General features: G+C 53.2%; 14 protein-coding genes. 5 read left to right on the top strand and 9 right to left on the bottom strand.

All coding sequences use genetic code 11. From position 1 onward, the window contains the following. Positions 1-53 precede the first annotated feature (53 nt). The 8 genes from AC2215_RS09670 to AC2215_RS09635 form a co-directional block, all read right to left on the bottom strand. A complete protein-coding gene (locus tag AC2215_RS09670) occupies positions 54-2,780 on the bottom strand; it encodes a hybrid sensor histidine kinase/response regulator (protein ID WP_486809777.1) in 2,727 nt (908 codons plus the stop codon). Positions 2,781-2,879: 99 nt separating this feature from the next. After that, on the bottom strand, positions 2,880-5,744 hold the full coding sequence (locus AC2215_RS09665) for a methyl-accepting chemotaxis protein (RefSeq protein WP_486809776.1): 2,865 nt from the start codon (positions 5,742-5,744) through the stop codon (positions 2,880-2,882). Positions 5,745-5,804: 60 nt separating this feature from the next. Further along, on the bottom strand, positions 5,805-6,170 hold the full coding sequence (locus tag AC2215_RS09660) for a response regulator transcription factor (RefSeq protein ID WP_486809775.1): 366 nt from the start codon (positions 6,168-6,170) through the stop codon (positions 5,805-5,807). A gap of 71 nt (positions 6,171-6,241) precedes the next feature. Beyond that, entirely contained in the window at positions 6,242-8,122 is a 1,881-nt protein-coding gene (locus tag AC2215_RS09655; protein WP_486809774.1) for a methyl-accepting chemotaxis protein, read from the bottom strand. A 97-nt stretch (positions 8,123-8,219) separates the two neighbouring features. Beyond that, the gene (locus AC2215_RS09650; RefSeq protein WP_486809773.1) at positions 8,220-8,705 is read right to left on the bottom strand and encodes a chemotaxis protein CheW; all 486 of its coding nucleotides are present in this window, start codon (positions 8,703-8,705) and stop codon (positions 8,220-8,222) included. 20 nt (positions 8,706-8,725) lie between these two features. Then, positions 8,726-8,851: a hypothetical protein gene (locus AC2215_RS09645; protein WP_486809772.1), complete on the bottom strand. Its 126-nt coding sequence runs from the start codon at positions 8,849-8,851 to the stop codon at positions 8,726-8,728. A 37-nt stretch (positions 8,852-8,888) separates the two neighbouring features. Next, positions 8,889-10,001, bottom strand: a complete 1,113-nt coding sequence (locus AC2215_RS09640) for a response regulator (RefSeq protein WP_486809771.1) — start codon at positions 9,999-10,001, stop codon at positions 8,889-8,891. 689 nt (positions 10,002-10,690) lie between these two features. Then, entirely contained in the window at positions 10,691-10,870 is a 180-nt protein-coding gene (locus AC2215_RS09635) for a hypothetical protein (RefSeq protein WP_486809770.1), read from the bottom strand. Positions 10,871-11,095: 225 nt separating this feature from the next. Between AC2215_RS09635 and AC2215_RS09630 the strand changes: the two genes are divergently transcribed. Then, a complete protein-coding gene (locus AC2215_RS09630; RefSeq protein ID WP_486809769.1) occupies positions 11,096-13,216 on the top strand; it encodes a polysaccharide biosynthesis tyrosine autokinase in 2,121 nt (706 codons plus the stop codon). A 225-nt stretch (positions 13,217-13,441) separates the two neighbouring features. Here AC2215_RS09630 and AC2215_RS09625 read toward each other — a convergent pair whose 3' ends face one another. Next, entirely contained in the window at positions 13,442-14,653 is a 1,212-nt protein-coding gene (locus AC2215_RS09625; RefSeq protein WP_486809768.1) for a glycosyltransferase, read from the bottom strand. Positions 14,654-14,801: 148 nt separating this feature from the next. Here AC2215_RS09625 and bchM point away from each other — a divergent pair, with 148 nt between their 5' ends. The 4 genes from bchM to AC2215_RS09605 all read left to right on the top strand — a co-directional run bounded on the left by bchM (position 14,802) and on the right by AC2215_RS09605 (position 17,304). After that, complete coding sequence (gene bchM, locus AC2215_RS09620; protein WP_486809767.1) at positions 14,802-15,485, top strand: magnesium protoporphyrin IX methyltransferase; 684 nt, start codon at positions 14,802-14,804, stop codon at positions 15,483-15,485. Between the two features lie 235 nt (positions 15,486-15,720). Beyond that, on the top strand, positions 15,721-16,158 hold the full coding sequence (locus AC2215_RS09615) for a hypothetical protein (RefSeq protein WP_486809766.1): 438 nt from the start codon (positions 15,721-15,723) through the stop codon (positions 16,156-16,158). Between the two features lie 196 nt (positions 16,159-16,354). Further along, positions 16,355-16,819 carry a hypothetical protein gene (locus AC2215_RS09610; protein WP_486809765.1) on the top strand — a complete coding sequence of 155 codons (465 nt, stop codon included), beginning with the start codon at positions 16,355-16,357 and terminating at the stop codon, positions 16,817-16,819. Positions 16,820-16,926: 107 nt separating this feature from the next. Then, on the top strand, positions 16,927-17,304 hold the full coding sequence (locus tag AC2215_RS09605; RefSeq protein WP_486809764.1) for a DUF423 domain-containing protein: 378 nt from the start codon (positions 16,927-16,929) through the stop codon (positions 17,302-17,304). The last annotated feature ends 678 nt before the right edge of the window (positions 17,305-17,982 follow it).

The raw sequence follows: 17,982 nt of genomic DNA, 5'->3' as shown, positions 1-17,982 counted from the left end.
ATTCCCCATTCCCCACCCTCACCGGAGATTTCTTATCCAACACTGACGTTCCTTTACGAACTCGGCAATAAACTCTCGATTCCCGACAACAACTCCGTCGGCGTAACCGGTTTTCCCAGATAGGCATTGGCCCCCAAACTCATGGCTTTTTGGCGGTGACGATCGCCCGTGCGAGAGGTGAGCATCACTACGGGGATGGTATACCAGGCAGAATGGGCGCGAATTCGCCCGAGGAGGTCGAAGCCGTTGAGTACGGGCATCTCCACATCAGAAATGACCAAATCCACTAAACCCTGGCGTTGTTCGAGTTTTTTCAGGGCTTCTTGTCCGTTGCGGCAGGGAATCACGGCAAATCCGGCATGGGTGAGGATGCGCTCTAAGGAACGTCGCGCCCCGGTGGAATCTTCGGCAACCAAAATCATCCGCGAACCGTGGACGGTCGTCATCGGAATCGGCGTCGTGACTAACGGTCGACCCTCGCTGGGCTTGAGGAATCGCGGCAGCACCACCGGCACGACCTCCCCCGTTCCCAAAATCGTACAGCCGGCGATATAGGGGGGAACGGGAATCGTATCGTCGAAGGATTTGAGAATCAGTTGGCGTTCGTCGACGATCGCATCTACCGTGGCGGCAATGGGAGTTGAGGCGCCTTTGAGCACCAGTACCACTTTGGAGGCACTCGAAACCGTCGGCAGGCGATCGTAGGGTAACATCGCCATCAGGGGCAACAACGGCAGCACTTGTCCCCGCCAAGAAATCGAAGAATCATCCACCTCATTAAATGCGGAACCTCGATCGAGCGGCCATTGGTGGGGACCGATATTACTCACGTCATCGTAGGGAATCACATCGAGTACCGTATCGGCCGGAATTGCCAGCAGGCGACCGGAAGCCTGACACAGCAACAACGAGAGCAAACTCATGCTCAGGGGCAACCGAATCGTAAACGTGGTTCCCTGTCCTGGCAGAGTTTCCACGTCGATGGTTCCGCGCAGTTGCCGAACTTGGGTGCGAACGATATCCATCCCCACCCCCCGACCGGAAATATCGCTCACGGCGGTGGCAGTGGAAAAACCCGGTTGAAAAATAAAGTTGAGAATTCGCTCTCGAGGCAACTGAGTCATGGGAATATTGGCCGGACATAATCCTTGAGCGGTGGCAATTTGATAAATTTGTGTCAGATCGATTCCCCGTCCGTCATCGGCAAAGGTAATGGCCACTTCGCTGCCTTCCGTTTTCGCCCCGAGGAAAATTTGGGCCGTTTCCGATTTATCTAAAATCCGGCGTTCGGCAGGCTTTTCGATACCGTGATCGAGAGCATTGTTGAGAATGTGAGTCAGGGGCGTTTGCAGTTGTTCGAGGAGCACCTTATCCACCAAAACGTTTTCCCCCGAGACTTGCAATTCGGCTTTTTTCCCGCAGCGTTGGGCGTTGCGATGCAGTTGGGGTAAAAACCGACGAGCAAAGGTTTTAAAGGGCACCAGGCGAGAAATGGTCACATCGGTGTAGAGTTGGGACAAATCCAGTCTCACCTGCCCTAAATCCTGACCCAATTCCCGACTCACCAGATCGATATCCACGCGGGTTTCCTGAACTTGGGTAATGAGTTCCTCAAAGGTCTGCAAGCTGCTGTGCAAAGCCGTGTAGCGATCCATTTCCAGGGCATCGAATTCGACCGTTTCGCCATCAGCTTTCGGTTCTGAGGCGCTGCTGGCAGTGGACATGCGATCGTAAAAAGACTGCACCCGATCTCTGACGGGTTTGACCTGTTCCACCAAACGCCGTAGGTTGCTCGAGGCTTGTTTGAGTTGTTGTTGCTGGAGGCTGAGGCGTTCGTGGGAGGTAATCAACTCGCCGATGGCACTGCCCATGGCATCGAGGCGTTCGAGGGGCATGCGCACTTGAATCTGCGTAGGGCGCTCGTCACTCACCAGCGTCGAGTCGGAGTTGTCGGTTTCCTCCAGGGGCAATGGGGGATCGGCTGGGGGGTCGGCTGGGGGGTCGGCAACGGCTGCGGGCAGTTCTTTGAGAAATCGATCGCGCTCTTGTCGCAGTTCGACGAGGGACTGCTCGGCCAAATCTTTCATCGCCAGGTTCGCCGGCGGTCGTTCGAGCAGATCGGCGATTTTTTCCACCGTCGACACCAGCCAGGGCAAGCTGTAGGCTTCCCCAAGCAGGATGCCTTCATCCACCAATCCGAGCAACCCCTCTCGCATCGCCTCCCCAGATACCTTTTCTTGAAGGAGTTTTTCGACGCGATCGAGGCAGTTTTTAAAATCCGATTCCAGAGCGGTTTTGATGAGTTTAATGCGCCCCCCCGACATAGCACTCGCCGGTGAGGGGGCGATTTGGGGATTTTGCGCCGCCTCTAGAGACGAGTTAAATTCATCGAGGGCTTTGAGCAAATTGGCATCGGCTTCGAGAATATGCTGCGAATCCCGAGCGACTCCGAGTAGATAAGCCAGTTCTTCGAGTCCTTGTTGGAGTAACTCCAGTGCTAACTCCGTTTGGGCGATCCGATCGTGGTTCCAAGCTTCGAGCAAATCTTCGAGTTTGTGGGCCAGTTGGCTCAACGCCGGCATCTGAGCCACGCCTGCCCCCCCTTTAATAGAGTGAGCGGCCCGCATGAGCGCGATGTAATCGGGACCTCGGTCTTCGGCCAGCTGAGCGAGTCCTTGCTGTAAGACTTTGAGATAGCCAGGGGCATCTTCTTCTAAGAAGCACTGGCGAGCTTCCTGAGTAATGGATTCGAGAACGGCCGGATCGAGTGCAAAGCTCATGGGTGTCTTCAGAATTCGCGCGTTAAACATGGTCTTCACGTCAGTTTTGGTGAGGGTTGCGGAAGCATCCGTTTCTGCTCGTCCAAAACGGGTGTTCGATTATCGATCGAGACGGAATTGAGAAACCGATTCCTGCAGGGTCGTGGCCACGCTTGCGAGGTCTTGCAGGGATTCGGCCACCGCTTCGGCTTCGGTCGAGGTACTTTGGGTGGTGGTCGAAACCTGTTCTACCATCTGGTTGACTTGTTGGGAGGCTTGGGCTTGGGTGGTCGTATTTTGGGAAATCGATTGCAAGTATCGATCGATGGTTTGGGTAATCTCCGCCAGACGCTTGAGGGTTTGTTTGGTTTGGTTGACCAACTCCGTTCCTTCGGCAACCTCGGCTTTACCGGTTTCCATCGCCTGCTGCACCTCGATGGTTTCTTGTTGAATCGAATCGACGATCTGCTCGATACTGCGGGTCGCTTCTGTTGCCCGACCGGCCAGGCGGCGCACTTCTTCAGCCACCACCCGGAAACCCTGACCGTTTTCCCCAGCGCGGGAGGCTTCGATACTGGCATTGTAGGCCAGGAGATTGGTTCGTTCGGCAATACTCGAAATCAAGGTGAGGATTTGCAGGATTTGACCGAAGGATTCCGTCAGTCGGTTCACCTTACTCGCCGTCTCGTCTACGGCGTTGCTGATTTTGTCGATGCTGGTCACGGTCATATCCATAACCGACTCCCCTTCTTGAGCCGCTTGCGCCCCCTGCTGGGCGATTTGCGCGGCCTGTTGGGTCGATTCGTCCACCAAGCGAATCGAGTTGCCAATTTGGGCCACCGTTCTCAAGGTTTGTTGGGTTTCCGAGGCTTGCATCTTGGCGGTTTGGGAAACCTGCTGCATGGATGGGGCGCTGCGGGCAGCCAGTTCGTTTACCTGGTTGGCGGCCGTTTGCACCTGCAACACCAAATCCCGCAGGCGGCGAATGGTTGTGTTGAACGCATCGGCGATCGACCCTACGGACCCTTCCGTCACGGGAGCGTTCACCGTTAAATCACCCCGCTGGGCACCTTCAATCTCCAGGAGTAGGTTAACCACCCCCCGCTGTAATTTCTCTTTTTCCCGCCGCTGTTGTTGAGCCTCCTGTCGCCGCAGTTGTTCCTGCTGTTTGACGGCGGCGATGTTGGCTTCGATGCCGATTGCCATTTGGTTGAGTTCGCGCGCCAAAATCCCGATTTCGTCGGCGCGATCGCTCGCTGCCACCCGCACTCCGCTTTGACCCCGACCCACTTTTTGGGCGAATCGGGCCAAATCCGTCAAGGAACCGGCAAAGGCGCGGGCAATGGGAATGGCCGCTAAAATTACCCCCACGAGGACGCCGCCCCCCACGAGTAATCCCAACCGTTGCTGTTCGACCACAAGGGTCTCCAAATCGTCCAGGGAGCGACCCACAGAGACCATACCGATGGGTTTGGCGTCTTGGGGATTGAGGACTTTTTGATGGTTGTAGATCGGGCGATAGTAGGTGAGGTACTTTTCGTTGCCGATGGTTTCTTCTTGGAACAGACCTTTGCCACCGTCGCTTGGGGGTTGGGCGTCTCCCCCAAAGAGGCGATCGAACCATCCGGGGTTGTCATCCCCTTGCCCGTTGGTTTCCCGGGATTGATAGGGTCGATCGAGCACTGCACCCGACACGGACTGCGGGGCGAGGGTTCCCAGGGCGCGAGTGCCGTCGCTGGCGGGGACGTTGGTATTCACCCGCCAATCGTAGGCGAAGACGGAGATGGAATTAGCACCGACGAGCTGTTGGAAGGTATCGAGAAGGGCAAAGTGGCGGTTGTGCAGGACGCCGACGATCGCCGTTCCCACCAGTTGGTTGTTGAGTTTGATGGGATAGGCGACCACCGTGGCCAATCCGGCACTGCCATCATCGACGTTGTAGGTGCCGATGGGGGCTGGGGCAAGTTCCGGGCTGCTCGATGATAGGAGGACTGGAATTTGGGCTTGGTTTTCTAACCCCAACCGGCTGAGAATTTCACCGGAAACCAGCTCGATACCGCGCAGGGGTTGTCCGGTGGCTAAGACTTGCTCGACGATGGGTAAGTCTCTCAGATTCGTCTGACCGGAGGGGTCGATGGCGATAAATTCTGTGGGTTCGATCGGGCGATCGGGGTCGGGTTGGCGGTAGGCTTCCGGATTGAGGGCCGAATCGTGGATTTTAATCCCTTTGGCGAGGGTCACTCCGTTCCGATCGGTGAGAATGCGAAAGCTTTTGGTCACGTCGGCGCGGCGATCGCCAGCGGTAATCCCTTGGGTCACCAAGGCCGATAAGTAACCTTGCCGTTGGGTAACCTGGGCGGGATTACTCAAATTAATATTATTGGCCCGTACCAGTCGGGCCAAATTTTCCGCTTCGGTGAGGCTATCATCTTCGGTCCACCCTACGTAGTCGTCTTCCCAGGAGGAGGTGGTACTTTGCAACTCCGATCGAAACTGCTGTTCCACTCGATCTTGGGTACGCCAAATTAACCCCTGAGTGACGATCGCCACCGGTAGGATCGCACCGCCGACGAGCAACACCGTGAGTTTGTTCGTAAAACTGAGGTTGTTCCACTGTTGCTTCAGCCAGAGGGGAAATTGGGAGGGAAATCCCGTACGAATCGTGGTTTCACCCCCATCCTCCTCCCGCAGGTCTCCGGAGTCCCACACCCGAGAACTGGTTGCAGCAGCGCTCGGACCGTCGCCATCGATCATCGTCGCCAGGGCCTTGCGGGCGCTCACGCCGTAGAGTCCAGTTTCGTCAGCGGTGGCAATTTCTTCGTAGACCTCGCGGGCTTCCTCAAGAGCACCTGCTTGCTCGAGGCTGTTGGCTTGCAGGAGTTTTTTCAGGAGTTCGTCTGAGACCGTATCGGGATTTTCGGGGGTCGCATTCGATGGGGCGTTTTCCTCTGAAGTGGCCCAGAGACCGTTTCGGGAGTCGTACATGGCTGGAGTTGGGGGGTAGATAGGTTCATCTTCAGACCGGAAACGGTCAACTGAAGAGGATTATTGAATGTGAGTAAATACCGTGTCGAGCAGTTCTTTGGGGGCATAGGGTTTGACTACGTAAGCTTTCGCCCCCTGTCTTAAAGCCCAAAATCGATCGAATTCTTCACTTTTCGAACTACAAAATACGATCGGAACATCTTTCATTTTGTCGTGTTCTTGAATCATTCGACATAACTCTAAACCACTTTTTCCGGGCATAACAATATCCAATACAATTAGATTGGGTAGCGCATTGTTTTGCAACCAATCCCAGGCTTCATCGACATTACTCGCCACGGAAACAACAAACCCGGCTTGACCTAAAAGCGCTTTTATCATGGCTTGTTCGGTATGACCGTCTTCAACAACAAATACGCTCTTCATACGTTAGACCTTGCTTTTTAGGAGTTTAGTTATTTAATTGAGAATTATAAGCTATCGATCGCGGGGGTTTTTCATTCGGAACCCTCGCTCCGAACTTGGAATTGCGCCACGGACGATTGTAGGGTGCTCGCATCGACAGCTAATTCTTGCAACTCCCCGACCACCCCTTCGGCTTCGCTGGCGGTGGCACTAGCAATTTGGGCGGCGGTTTCTACGGTTTGATTCACTCGCTCGGAGGCTTCCGTTTGTTCGACGGTATTGCGAGCGACCTCTTGGAGAAAACCATCAATTTGTTGGCTCAACCGGGTCAAGTCTTGTAGCGTACTTTTGGTGCGATTCACCAGTCCGGTGCCGTTCACCACCTCCGTAGTCCCCAGTTCTAAAACATCGATCACCTCGGCGGTTTCTTCCTGAATGCTATTGATGAGCTGTTCGATATCCGTGGTGGACTCCCTCACTTGGGCGGCTAAGGCTCTCACCTCGTCGGCAACCTGACGAAAACCCACCCCTTGTTCCCCAGCCCGAGCCGCTTCGATACTGGCATTAAACGCCAGTAGGTTTGCTTTTTCGGAAATGCCAGCGATCGAGGCCAAAATTTGGGACACTTCTTGTGAGGATTCTGCAAGGCGCTTGGCTTTTTTGGCGGTGTTGGCAACGGTGCTGCGGATTTTATCCATGCTCGCCACCGTTCGATCCATGTCCGTATCCCCAATGTGAGCGGCTTCGGTGGCTTGACGGGCGATGGCAGCCGCTTCCTGAGTCGTCTGGGCCACCCGTCGGATCGACTCGGAAATGCTCACCACCGTCCGCAGGGTATTTTGCAGGTTCTCGGATTGGGCGAAGGTGGTGGTGGAAAACTCCCGCACGGAGGTTTCGCTGGTTTGAGCGTGCTGGGTGACTCCCGTGGCAATGGTTTTGACCTGAGTCACCAACTGTTTGAGGGAGCCGAGGGTGGCATTAAAGGCATCGGCGATCGCCCCCACTTCACCGGCCACCGTGGGCACGCGGATGGTTAAATCCCCCGCCCGCGCCCCTTCGATATGGACGAGCAAGTCCATCACCTGTTGTTGGAGTCGTTCCTTTTCTTGGGTTTGTTTTTGAGTATCTTGGGTGCGCTCTCGTTCCACCACCTGCATTTGTCGTTCGGTTTGCGCCATCCGATCGGCCGCGAGCTGCAGTTTTTCGGCCAGTAAGGCGATTTCGTCGGCGGTGGCCGTCACGCTCAATTGGGCTTGGGTATTGCCCTGGCTGAGGGCACGGGAGAAGCGCACCATCGAGCGCAAGTTCAACTCTAAGGATCTGACGATGGCATAGGTTGCGAGTAGCAAGACGAACGCCACCCCCGCGCCGACGAGGGAGGCGAGCCACCGCGAGCGCTCGACTTGTTCTTGGCGAACGTTATCGAAGACGGCCGTGGTGCCTTCAGGGGCGAACAAAACCAAAGCGCGATCGAAAGTCACCAGGGGGACGATCGCCGTGACGGCTAACATCGTTTTCAACTTCGAGCCCACGCTGAGGTTCTCCCACCACTCTTGGAGCCAGGAGAAGCTTAGAAGTCCCCGAGAGTGGGCTTGCGGTTTCCCCGTCGGTGGAAAGGATGCAACCGAGTTGAGGTAGGAATTATCGCTGCCCGTCGCCGTGAGCGATGAAATATCGCCGGGGGATTCGGAACCGTCGATATCGCTGGTAGGGGGTAGGTTTTCTAGGGCTTTCTTCGCGCTCGCCCCCCAGACGCTCGAGACATCGATGGCGATGATTTCTTCATACAGGATGCGTGCCCCTTCGAGGTCTCCGGCTTGTTCCAAGCTATTGGCCTGGAGGAGCTTTTCAAGCAGCGGATCGTCGGCGGGATCGACTGCATTTGCCGTCAGTTCTGGCGTATCGACCCGATGGGTGGTGGATTCGATCGGGTCTTGAGGGGCTGAACTATTTAAATTGGGCTGGCGATCCATGGTCGTTTTCTCGCTTGAATCGATCGGTCGGCAGACAGGTCATCGTCACCCCCAAACGAACCGCAGCGGATGGCGCTGGGTGGGTCAGACCGATAGTTTAGAGCGGATCTGCCTCGGTGTAGAGGGTTTGAAGCAGGGCTGTGGGGTTCAGTATAGCAATTCCTGAGTTTTGGTAATAGGCAAGATTGACAAATAAAGGTCGCAACCTGGACTTGAGACGCTTGCGAATCGGTTTGATTTTGGGCGGGGTAAAAATGCCTTCTAGCTCTTCGACGATACAGGCCACGGATTTACGACTCCCGGGCTTGTCCGAACCCCCATCTCCATCATCTTGAATTAAGGAAATCGCCGTCAGGTTTCGATTGGGCGGACCCGAGAGCGGTCCCAATTCCAAAAAATGACTTAAATCCAACACCCACGTTAGAATCCCTCGTCGGTTTACGACCCCGAGCAATCCTGGGGGAACTCCAGGAATGGGACAAATTAACTGTCGGTTGATTTGCACAACCGTTTCAATATTGTTTAAGGGCAGGGCTACGCGCACCGAACCCGAAACTCGCACTCTAAAATAATCCTGGGTCATGGTTTTCGCCCGATCGCGGCTCAGTTGCCGATCGCGGCTCTCGGTGGAGGGGGAGCGGGAACTTTCCCTCGATCGGGTCGGTCACCGTCGGCGATCGAGATTTCCCGAACGGACTCTACATTACCGACCCGAGAGGAGAGCGGCAACAGCCTTAACTCCAGTCACTCGATTGAAACCCCGAAGTCAAGGTCCTGAGTCCCCACCTTGGAGAACTTTATGAATGTATCCTACCAAGTTATCGGGGTTAAAGGGTTTCGTTAAATAATAATTCACGCCCAAGGTTTTGGCTCGGATGCGATCGAGAATGCCATCGCGACCGGTGAGCATGATAATGGGAATATCCCGCAGTTGCCTCGACTGGCGTAACATACTGCACAGTTCGTAACCGTCGATATCGGGCATATTCACATCCATCAAAATGGCGGCGGGTTTTTGACGCACCAGAGATGTGAGAGCTTGAGCGGGTTCGGTAATGCCGAGCACGTCAAACCCATGAATTTCTAAAATCCCTTTAACTTGTTTTTGAATGGTTTTGCTATCGTCGATACAGGCAATCCTCTGTCGGGGTTCGACATCGAGGGGTGTGGGGGAAATTTCGCTGGCATGAGGAGCGGTACGCGGTGGCAATCTCACCGGTTCGCGATCGAGAACCACCACCAACCCCGCACTCACCAGCGGTTGCACCCAAGCGACCAAATTTTGAGCCGAAACTTTCAACAAATAGGAGATCTGGTAGACTGAAAGCTGTCTCCCCAGTAAATTCATCAACCGCATGGCAAAGCGATCCCCTTCTTTTTTACCTTTAAACTGGTAAGGATACTGCTGCCACAACTCTCGAAACGCCGGTTGCTTTTCCGGTTCCAAGTACAGGCGAGAAAAAGGGGAGGGCAAGACCTTGCGCCACTGCTGCCACTGAAGCGCCATCTGCCACAGAGGCGAGGGAATTTGGGTCAGGGGTGTTTCGATGAGAATCGGTTCGACTTTGCGAGTTTTGTCGAACTCGACACAGGCTTTGGGTAAAGCTAAAGTTTGGACGATCGCTTCTAAACTCAACCGCATGAGCAATTGGCGCAGGCGAGCCATGGGTAATCCCGAACTATGCCACCACTGACAGACGATCGTATATTCGCTTTCAAGTTCGGGAAACTCCAGTTCGCACAGTTCGGGCTGGATGCTGCGAACCAGACATCGCAAACGCTCGGATTTTCGACCGGCACTGGTGGCATAGGTCAATTGACCCCGACGCACGTATAGATTCCAGCTGATGGTGGGGTCGGCAGGATCGTGAAATGTCATACACCCGGAAACGCCCTTAGCAACGATGTGTTTGATCGCTTTACGCGGGTAGGTCACAACTCCTGGTCTGGTTTCAGTTGTTGAGGTGGGGGAGAGATTGCCCGTCATAGTTGCTAATCCGAGTTATGGTAGTAGAAGCTACCTGCAACGTTAGCTCGTTAATTTTACGCGCTTGCAGTTGTCAGGGCACTCGAGCTGAGTGCAAGAGGACTGCTCGCACAGAGGCGCAAAGCAGAGACGATCGAAAATCTCTTCCGATCTACGTTAGCCCGATAAGCGCTCCGCAGGTCACAGAGGGCTGCTAGAACTGGAATCCTTCGGGTGGAAGGCGCGAAACAAGACGACAAGTTTAAGAGCGAATCGATACGAAGATTGCAAAAAGTTGTAACTACTAGCTTGAGTCAGTTTATCGCAGTTAGGAAGATACAAGCAATGTACAATAGAGAAACAACTTGGGGCTAAAGTCGCGATCTCACATATTGTCAATCGTCGAAAATGCTGAAGCTCTTTGGGTCCAAAAATACACAGTTGGAACGCCAAAAAGAAAATCGTATTTTCGCGTCCGTTGCTTTGGTAGGGCGATCGACCTGTTATTGAAAGAACGATCGGTTTGCGAGTGCCGATCTTGCTGTGGCGCTCGCTGTCGGTTCAACCGGGTCGGACATTTCGCTCGTTTCCATCAGCGTTTTTTATCGAGTTGTTGCCAGTACGCGATCGCCGCCATTTGAAAAATTTGGGGGTACCTTCCGTCGGGATGCCAGTCGATGGAGGTCCAGAACTAACCAGTGATATCGATTCGGATCGATATTCTCAAAAGCAGTTTCGAGCGCGGAGATCGGTGCGAGCGATCGGCTCGCTATGGCAGCCATACTACCAGCTCTATTGGCTCGAGCGAGATTACGTTCGAGCGTTCAAACATGGGGATTCCAAAAAAGGGATCGGGGGAAGCAAGGGCATCCTGCTAGGATCGAACGGTTGTTAGATCGAATTTAGAAAACGCACGTATATTATATATTGTCATGAATCAATTCCCGTCTTCTGGCGTCTTGCCGTCTTCTCAGGGTGCAACGTCCGATAGGGGAGAGTTTCCAACGGTGGGCAGATCGCACCCGCGCTCGCGATGGTGGAGTCGGATAGCTTGGATCGTGGGAGTCACCGCATCGATGGTGGCACTCGTTGGATGGCGGTGGCATGCCGAGTCCGTCACCGTTTACGAAGGCTCGTTTGAGTTGCTCCTCAAAAGCTCGACCGTTCCCAACAGTGTTTTGCCCGTCGGGCCCCAGGGGGCGGATCGGGATGGAGCAACGGCGATCGCACTGCTAGAGCGTCCCGCGCTGTTGCAAACGGCCCTATCCGAACTCGAACGCCCGGAACTAACCCCTCAAAACTGGCCCGAGGGGTTGAGTCTCGATCGCCTTGAGGATACGCAAATCGTTGAAGTGCGTTACCGCCACCGAAATCCCGAAGCGGTGCTGGGGGTCCTCGATGCCCTCGCCCGAACCTACCTCCAACACGATCTCACTGTGCGTCAAACTCAGTGGGACCAGTTATTTGCCTACGTTGAGACTCAACTGACGCAATTACAAGCTCAAAAAGAGCAGCAACAGGCACAACTTCAAGAATTTCAAACCCGTTACGCCATCGATCCCGAAATTCAAATCCCTCAAGTCCTCGAACGGCTGGGGGCGCTAACGGAAGAACGAAGTCAAACCCAACAGCAACTTGGCCAACAGCAAACCCTATACACCCGCTTGCTCGAACAACTGGGAGTCAACCCTCAACTCGCCATTCCCATGACGGCATTGAGTCAGTCACCGCGCTACCAAGCGATTAAAACTCAATTGCAAGAGGTGGAAAGCGAAATTTCGCGGGAGTTGACTCGGTTTCAGGAAGGCACTCCCCCTATTCAAGTCCTGCGAGACGCGCAAAAGAATCTCGCGGCGCAATTGCACGCCGAAGCGCGCAATATTTTGGGGGCAGAATTAGCCGCCGCCCAACTCCCGTCTGATGGGGCAGAACCCAATCCCGTTCGCGTGGCGCTAACGGGGCAGTTTATCGAAGCCGCCAACCAAATTCAAGTCCTGAAGGTGCATCTTGAGTCTCTCTCGAGGGAGATTGGGGAAATCCAGAAACAAGCGCAACAGTTTCCGGGAATGATGCAAGATTACGCCAACTTGCAGCAAGCCCTCGAACAAACCACCCAGCAGTTAGAAGAACTGACGAGTCAGCAGGTGGCGTTGCAGTTTCAAGCGGGGACGCAACCGCCCTCGGATTGGGAAATCATCGCCCCACCGGAGATACCCCGCGATGAATTCGATCGACCCGTTCCCTTACCCGATCGCCGTCTGCCCATACCGGTCGCGATCGCGGGATTGTTGGGATTGGGATTGGGCTTGGGAATTGCCATCGCCTTAGAACGCCTCGACACTCGATTGCGCGACCCCCAGGAGGTTGCCGAACTCACCGGTTTGCCCGTACTCGCTCTGGTCCCAAAAACGAATTTTCGCCGTTCCCAGAGGGGTTCCTATGCCTTCCAGGCTTCCTTGCGCGCCCTTTGGAGTCGGTTATCAGCCAGGAGCGATCGCCCGTTTAAATCCCTGGTCGTCCTGTCTCCGGAGTCGGGTGGGGGAACCTCCACTATCGCCCGTCATTTTGCTCTGGCGGTTGCGGCTGCGGGGATGCGGGTTTTGCTGGTGGATGGGAACTTACGTCGCGCCACCGGAAACCGTCGCCATCGTGCCTCCACTCGTCCGGGTTTGAGCGATGCGATCGTCACCGACCTCAATTTCAATAGCTCGATTGCGCGATCGCCGTGGAACGATAATGTCTTTGTGCTGAGTGCTGGTAGTCCCCACACCGATCCCGACTTGCTGCTGGCATCGACAAAGATGAAGCAAGTTGCCGCCCAACTGCGCCAAAGCTTCGATCTCGTCATTTACGATGCACCGGCATTGCGACAGTATCCCGACGGGCAACTGCTAGCGGCACTAACGGATGGAGTGGCGATCGTTTTGAAATTAGATCGGAGCAGGCGATCGCCTGCGATGCACGCCTTGGCTCAGTTACAGGCGGGGGGAATTCCGGTTTGGGGAACCATCGTCAACGGTGCCGACGAAATGGATGCGATCGCCTACAGTTGCGTCCGCCAACCCGATCGCCATTTAGAGGATTGGGTACTCGAAGAAGCTAACTCGCTCGAATCCCAACAACGGTAAGATCGCGTCAGTTTTGGATCGGGCCGTGTCGGGTGATGGTGGGGTGTGGGGTGTGGAGTGAGAGGGTGTGCAGCTTCAAGTCACCATCAATGATGGCCGATTTTTCCCCAGTTTAGGGAGCACTCGCACCCCTAAACCCGCTGAACCAAAACTGACGTTAAGATCGAGTTCGGCATCGAAAAAACAGCCCCCTTCACCATCGAAGGAAATTCGCTCGAACGAAGGTTAGGGCAGCGCCGTCGCCGATCGAAAGAGAGTCGCCAACCACCTCGCTTCTCGATCGATATCGTGTTGGAGCGCCACTCGTTCGGCCCCCGTGCGACCCCAAGCTTCCAGGTCGGCAACCGGCATTTGCAAGATCGTTCGCATTGCCACCGCCAGGGCATCGGCATCACCGGCCGGCACCAGCAAACCGCATTTCCCTGGGTCGACCAGTTCCGGAATCCCGGCGACGTAGGTACTCACCACCGGACGATTGAGAGCCAGCGCTTCCATAATCACCACTGGCAAGCCTTCCGCAAAGCTTGGCAGTACCAATGCCCGCGATTCGAGCAGATATTTGCGCACGGTGTCGCTGCTGGCCCAGCCGGTAATTTCGATCGAATCTTGCAGGTTGTGTTTGGCAATGGAAGCTTCAATTTCCGATCGCAACTCGCCATCGCCCACAAACGCGAGTTTAAAGGGTACGCCTGCTTTCCCTAACTGCTGTGCGGCTTCGAGGAGCAGCAGGTGCCCCTTTTGCTCGCTCAAGCGACCGACACAGACCAATTGGGGGGTTTCGGCAATCGGGACGAACTCTCCCGAGAGGAAACTGCGATCGACACCGCACCGGACGATATAGATTTTCGACCAATGCTGGCGATCGCACCACCGGTAAAGCTGACTCCGACCAAATGAGCTAATCGCCACCACAAATGCGGCCCGGTTAATTTTTTCTCCTAGAGAAATAGCTGCGGCTTTATCGAATTCTTCGGGACCGTGAACGGTAAAACTATAGGGCGGGCCGCCGAGAACGCCACATAACATGGCAACGGTGGTAGAATTCGTCCCAAAATGAGCGTGCAGGTGAGTAATTTGGCATTCCCGCAGCCAGCCCAATAAAATACACGCCTCTGCCAGGTAGGCCAAATGAAGCACGACACCGCGCTCGGACCCCCAACCCACCGTCAGAGCTAGTTTCAAGGCTCTGACAAATGGCAAGGGTGCCGACAGGGCTACCGATAACAAGCCAAGGAGCAACCCGACAATTCCTTCTTGCAAAATCACCCGCGTTTTTTCGAGTTCTTGCTTGTCGGCTTCGTCGACCAGTTCGCCATCGCAGGCACGCACGGCAAATCGTTCGATTTTAAGACCGTTCTCTTCGAGGGCGAGAATTTCGCGACGGATAAAGCTATGGCTGACTTTGGGATATTGATTGACTAAGTATGCGATCTTCATAGGGTATTGGGAGTAGGATCGGGGGTCATCGTCTGTGGAGTAAGGTTTGAAACAATTTAACGAAAAGACCGCGTAACGACAAGCCGAGTTCGTGGTAACTTAAGGCTGCCACAACACGATCGCAATACTTAATTTATATTCCAGTTTCATGAACGCAGCCGACGATAAAACGATTGTAAAAGACTATTTCAACGCCACGGGGTTCGATCGCTGGCGGCGCATCTACGGTGATGGCGATGTGAATAAAGTCCAACTCGATATTCGTAAAGGACACCAACAGACCGTCGATACGGTCATCGATTGGTTTAAAGCCGATGGCAATCTTGCCGGATTGTCGATTTGCGATGCGGGTTGCGGCGTGGGTAGTTTGAGCATTCCCCTCGCCCAGGCAGGAGCGACGGTTTACGGCAGCGATATCTCCGAGAAAATGGTGGGAGAGGCTTATAGTCGTGCCAGAGCGGCGTTGGGACCCAATTGTAATGTTTCTTTTAGCGCTCAAGATTTGGAGTCCCTCAGCGGTCGCTATCATACCGTGACGTGCCTCGACGTGCTGATTCATTACCCTGAAGACAAAATGCCGGAAATGATTTCCCATTTGGCATCTTTAGCAGAGTCGCGCTTGGTCCTGAGTTTCGCCCCGAAAACCCTGGCACTGACCGTTCTCAAAAAAATTGGCGATTTCTTCCCCGGACCGAGTAAGGCCACTCGCGCCTACCAACATCGGGAAGCCGATGTAATTGCCATCTTAGAGAAGAATGGGTTTTCGATCGCCCGCGATGCCATGACGAGTACGAGTTTTTACTATTCGCGCCTCCTCGAAGCGGTTCGGTAAGGGTTGGTTTGAAAGATCGGAGTTTGGGATCGATCGAACTTGAAAAGCAATGCATATTTGGGTTCGATTCAAAATAAAGAAATATAACAGAGCCGGCTTTTCTGGGATCGTGGAAAAGCCACCTCTCGATTTCGATGACTAAAATGGAGTCAGTTTCCCCACTTGAGCGCGCTCGTGTTGCCGTAAAAGTGGGGTGAAGCTGAAGTCACAGATATTCCTAATCATGAATAATTTCATGTCCCGGACGTTTCGGTTCTTCAAAAAAGCAGCAGCAACATTATTACTGCTTTTCGGGATTCCGTTGTCTGGTGTTGCGATCGCAGAAATGGCGAGTTCCAATGCCACCGTAGAAGAGAAGGAAGAGGCACTTGCAATACTCCTGATGCTAACATTACCCTCAACGGTGTTAGGCAGTTGGCTGGTGTGGGGACTCCACAAAGACTACCAATGGAAATTGGAAAATCGAGCGCAAATTGAAGACGATCGCCTTCGCTCGATTTTCTTTCGAATATTAGAAGAGAATCGAGGTCAAACAACGACTCTGCGTTTGGCAAAAGAAGCGAATCTTTCGGGAGAGGAGGCACGATCGTATCTCGAGCGCAAAGCGAAAGAATTTGAGGCCACAATTAATGTGGGAGAACAAGGGGAGATTACCTACCAATTTTACCTGTAAACTGAGGGGGCAAATCTTTTACGATCGACATAGCGCTATCGCGTTTTCAGAAAAGCGATCGACTCTAGTGAGTGATGGGTTCGAGCGGGGAACATGAGGTTTCAGAGGCGATCCAAATGCTCGCACTCGATCGATTCTGGTCACAAAACCCGATACAACCAATTTGCGCTCGTTCCGATCGAGATTGCCAAAGATAATGACTTCGACTTCCCCCTTCAAAACAGCTCGAAAAGCGGCAGCAGGACTTCTCCTGGCGATTGGATTTCCGATCGTGTTACTTTCTGGCGCTCACCTAGGAGATCCCAGTGCTGGGGTGCGAGAACTCTCACTGGTAATTTTAACCTTTGTCGGATTACCCCCCACTGCGACGGCTGGGTGGTTGCTGTGGGGACTGTGGGAACAAAATCGGGTCGAACGGGTTCAGCAAGCGCAAGCGAGGGTCGATCGGCTTACCGCAACGTTTTTTCAACTCCTGAAAGAGAATAATGGCATTGTCACCCCCCTACAATTTGCGATGAAAGCGCAACTGCCAGGTTCTGAAGCAAAGGAGTATTTGGAGATTCGCGCGAAGGAATTCGATGCGGAATTAGATGTGAACGATCGAGGTAATATTGTGTATCGATTCGATCTTCCCAAACAGCTCTCAGATTGGGAAACTTAAAGTTCATCATCTGGGTTCGATCTCACAGAGTTCGATCTGAACGAAAACGCGCTCGATCGAATCGAGATGCTTGCCTGGGAAAAGTATCAAAAAGAAGTCTCAAAACAATGACGAAAATTTTTATGGCGATCGCGGCGATTCTCGGCGCACTTTCGGTTGCTGGAGGTGCATTTGCCTCCCACGCGCTCAAAGAACAAATTAGCGAGCGATCGCTAGAAATCTTTGAAACCGGTGCTAAATACCAAATGTATCACGCGCTGGCACTATTATTGGTGGCGATACTGTTAACTCGACTAGAGGTAATTCCCACGACACTTGTGACTTCTGGAATTGCATTTATCGTCGGAGTTTTCTTATTTTCCGGAAGTTTATATGCTTTAAGCTTAACCGGAATTAAATGGCTCGGAGCGATTACTCCCCTCGGTGGTGTGGCGTTTTTAATTGGTTGGGGATGTTTGGCGGTTTCTGCTTGGAATTTTAATTAACAAAATTCTAGGACTCCGCCACAGAAATTATGACAGGTTATTACTCTCTCAAATGCTAGCTAGTGGTACTTTGATAACTTTCAATCCCTTTCGGGGCTGAACCCCTTGCTGGGAGTAGGATTTAAGTTCAACCTCGAGAAATTGCTCAAACCCTTGTAAGTAGGTAAGCACTGAAAAGCTATGTTATGTTGCAATTTGTAAAATAACTCCTATTTCTCTTGGAGAGAGGAGTTGGGGCTATTTACATTTAGTTACATAGATAAAGATTTTAACGCCCACCTACTTAGTTGTCAGGTTTGTATCATTTCGACCTATAATCCTTGCAACAGAAGGGTTTGAGGTAAAAATCACAACAATTTTTGTCAAAGTACCACTCGTAAAGGCTTTCAAAGTTAGAGTGGCTGTCAAAATTAATGTGGTCAAGTACTAGTGCCACGCGACAGAAATAATTACCTAGTGCAGCGCGGCAGGAATAAGTACCCAGTTCTCAACCGCTGAAAGCGATGCATAGTCGGAATTTTTAATTTTTAATTTTGCATTTTTAATTTTGCGTAGCAGCACTAGCTCTCAACCGGGAAAAGCTATACACATGTTGGGATGCCGTTCAACTTTTCAAGACGAATTTTTAATTCTGCGTAGCAGCACTAGGGTTTAAAATTCATAAATAAAAAAAAACAT

This window comes from Zarconia sp. (assembly GCF_057467645.1).
The sequence above is the reverse complement of the archived record's forward strand: the minus strand, read 5'-3'. Positions and strand labels throughout refer to the sequence as shown.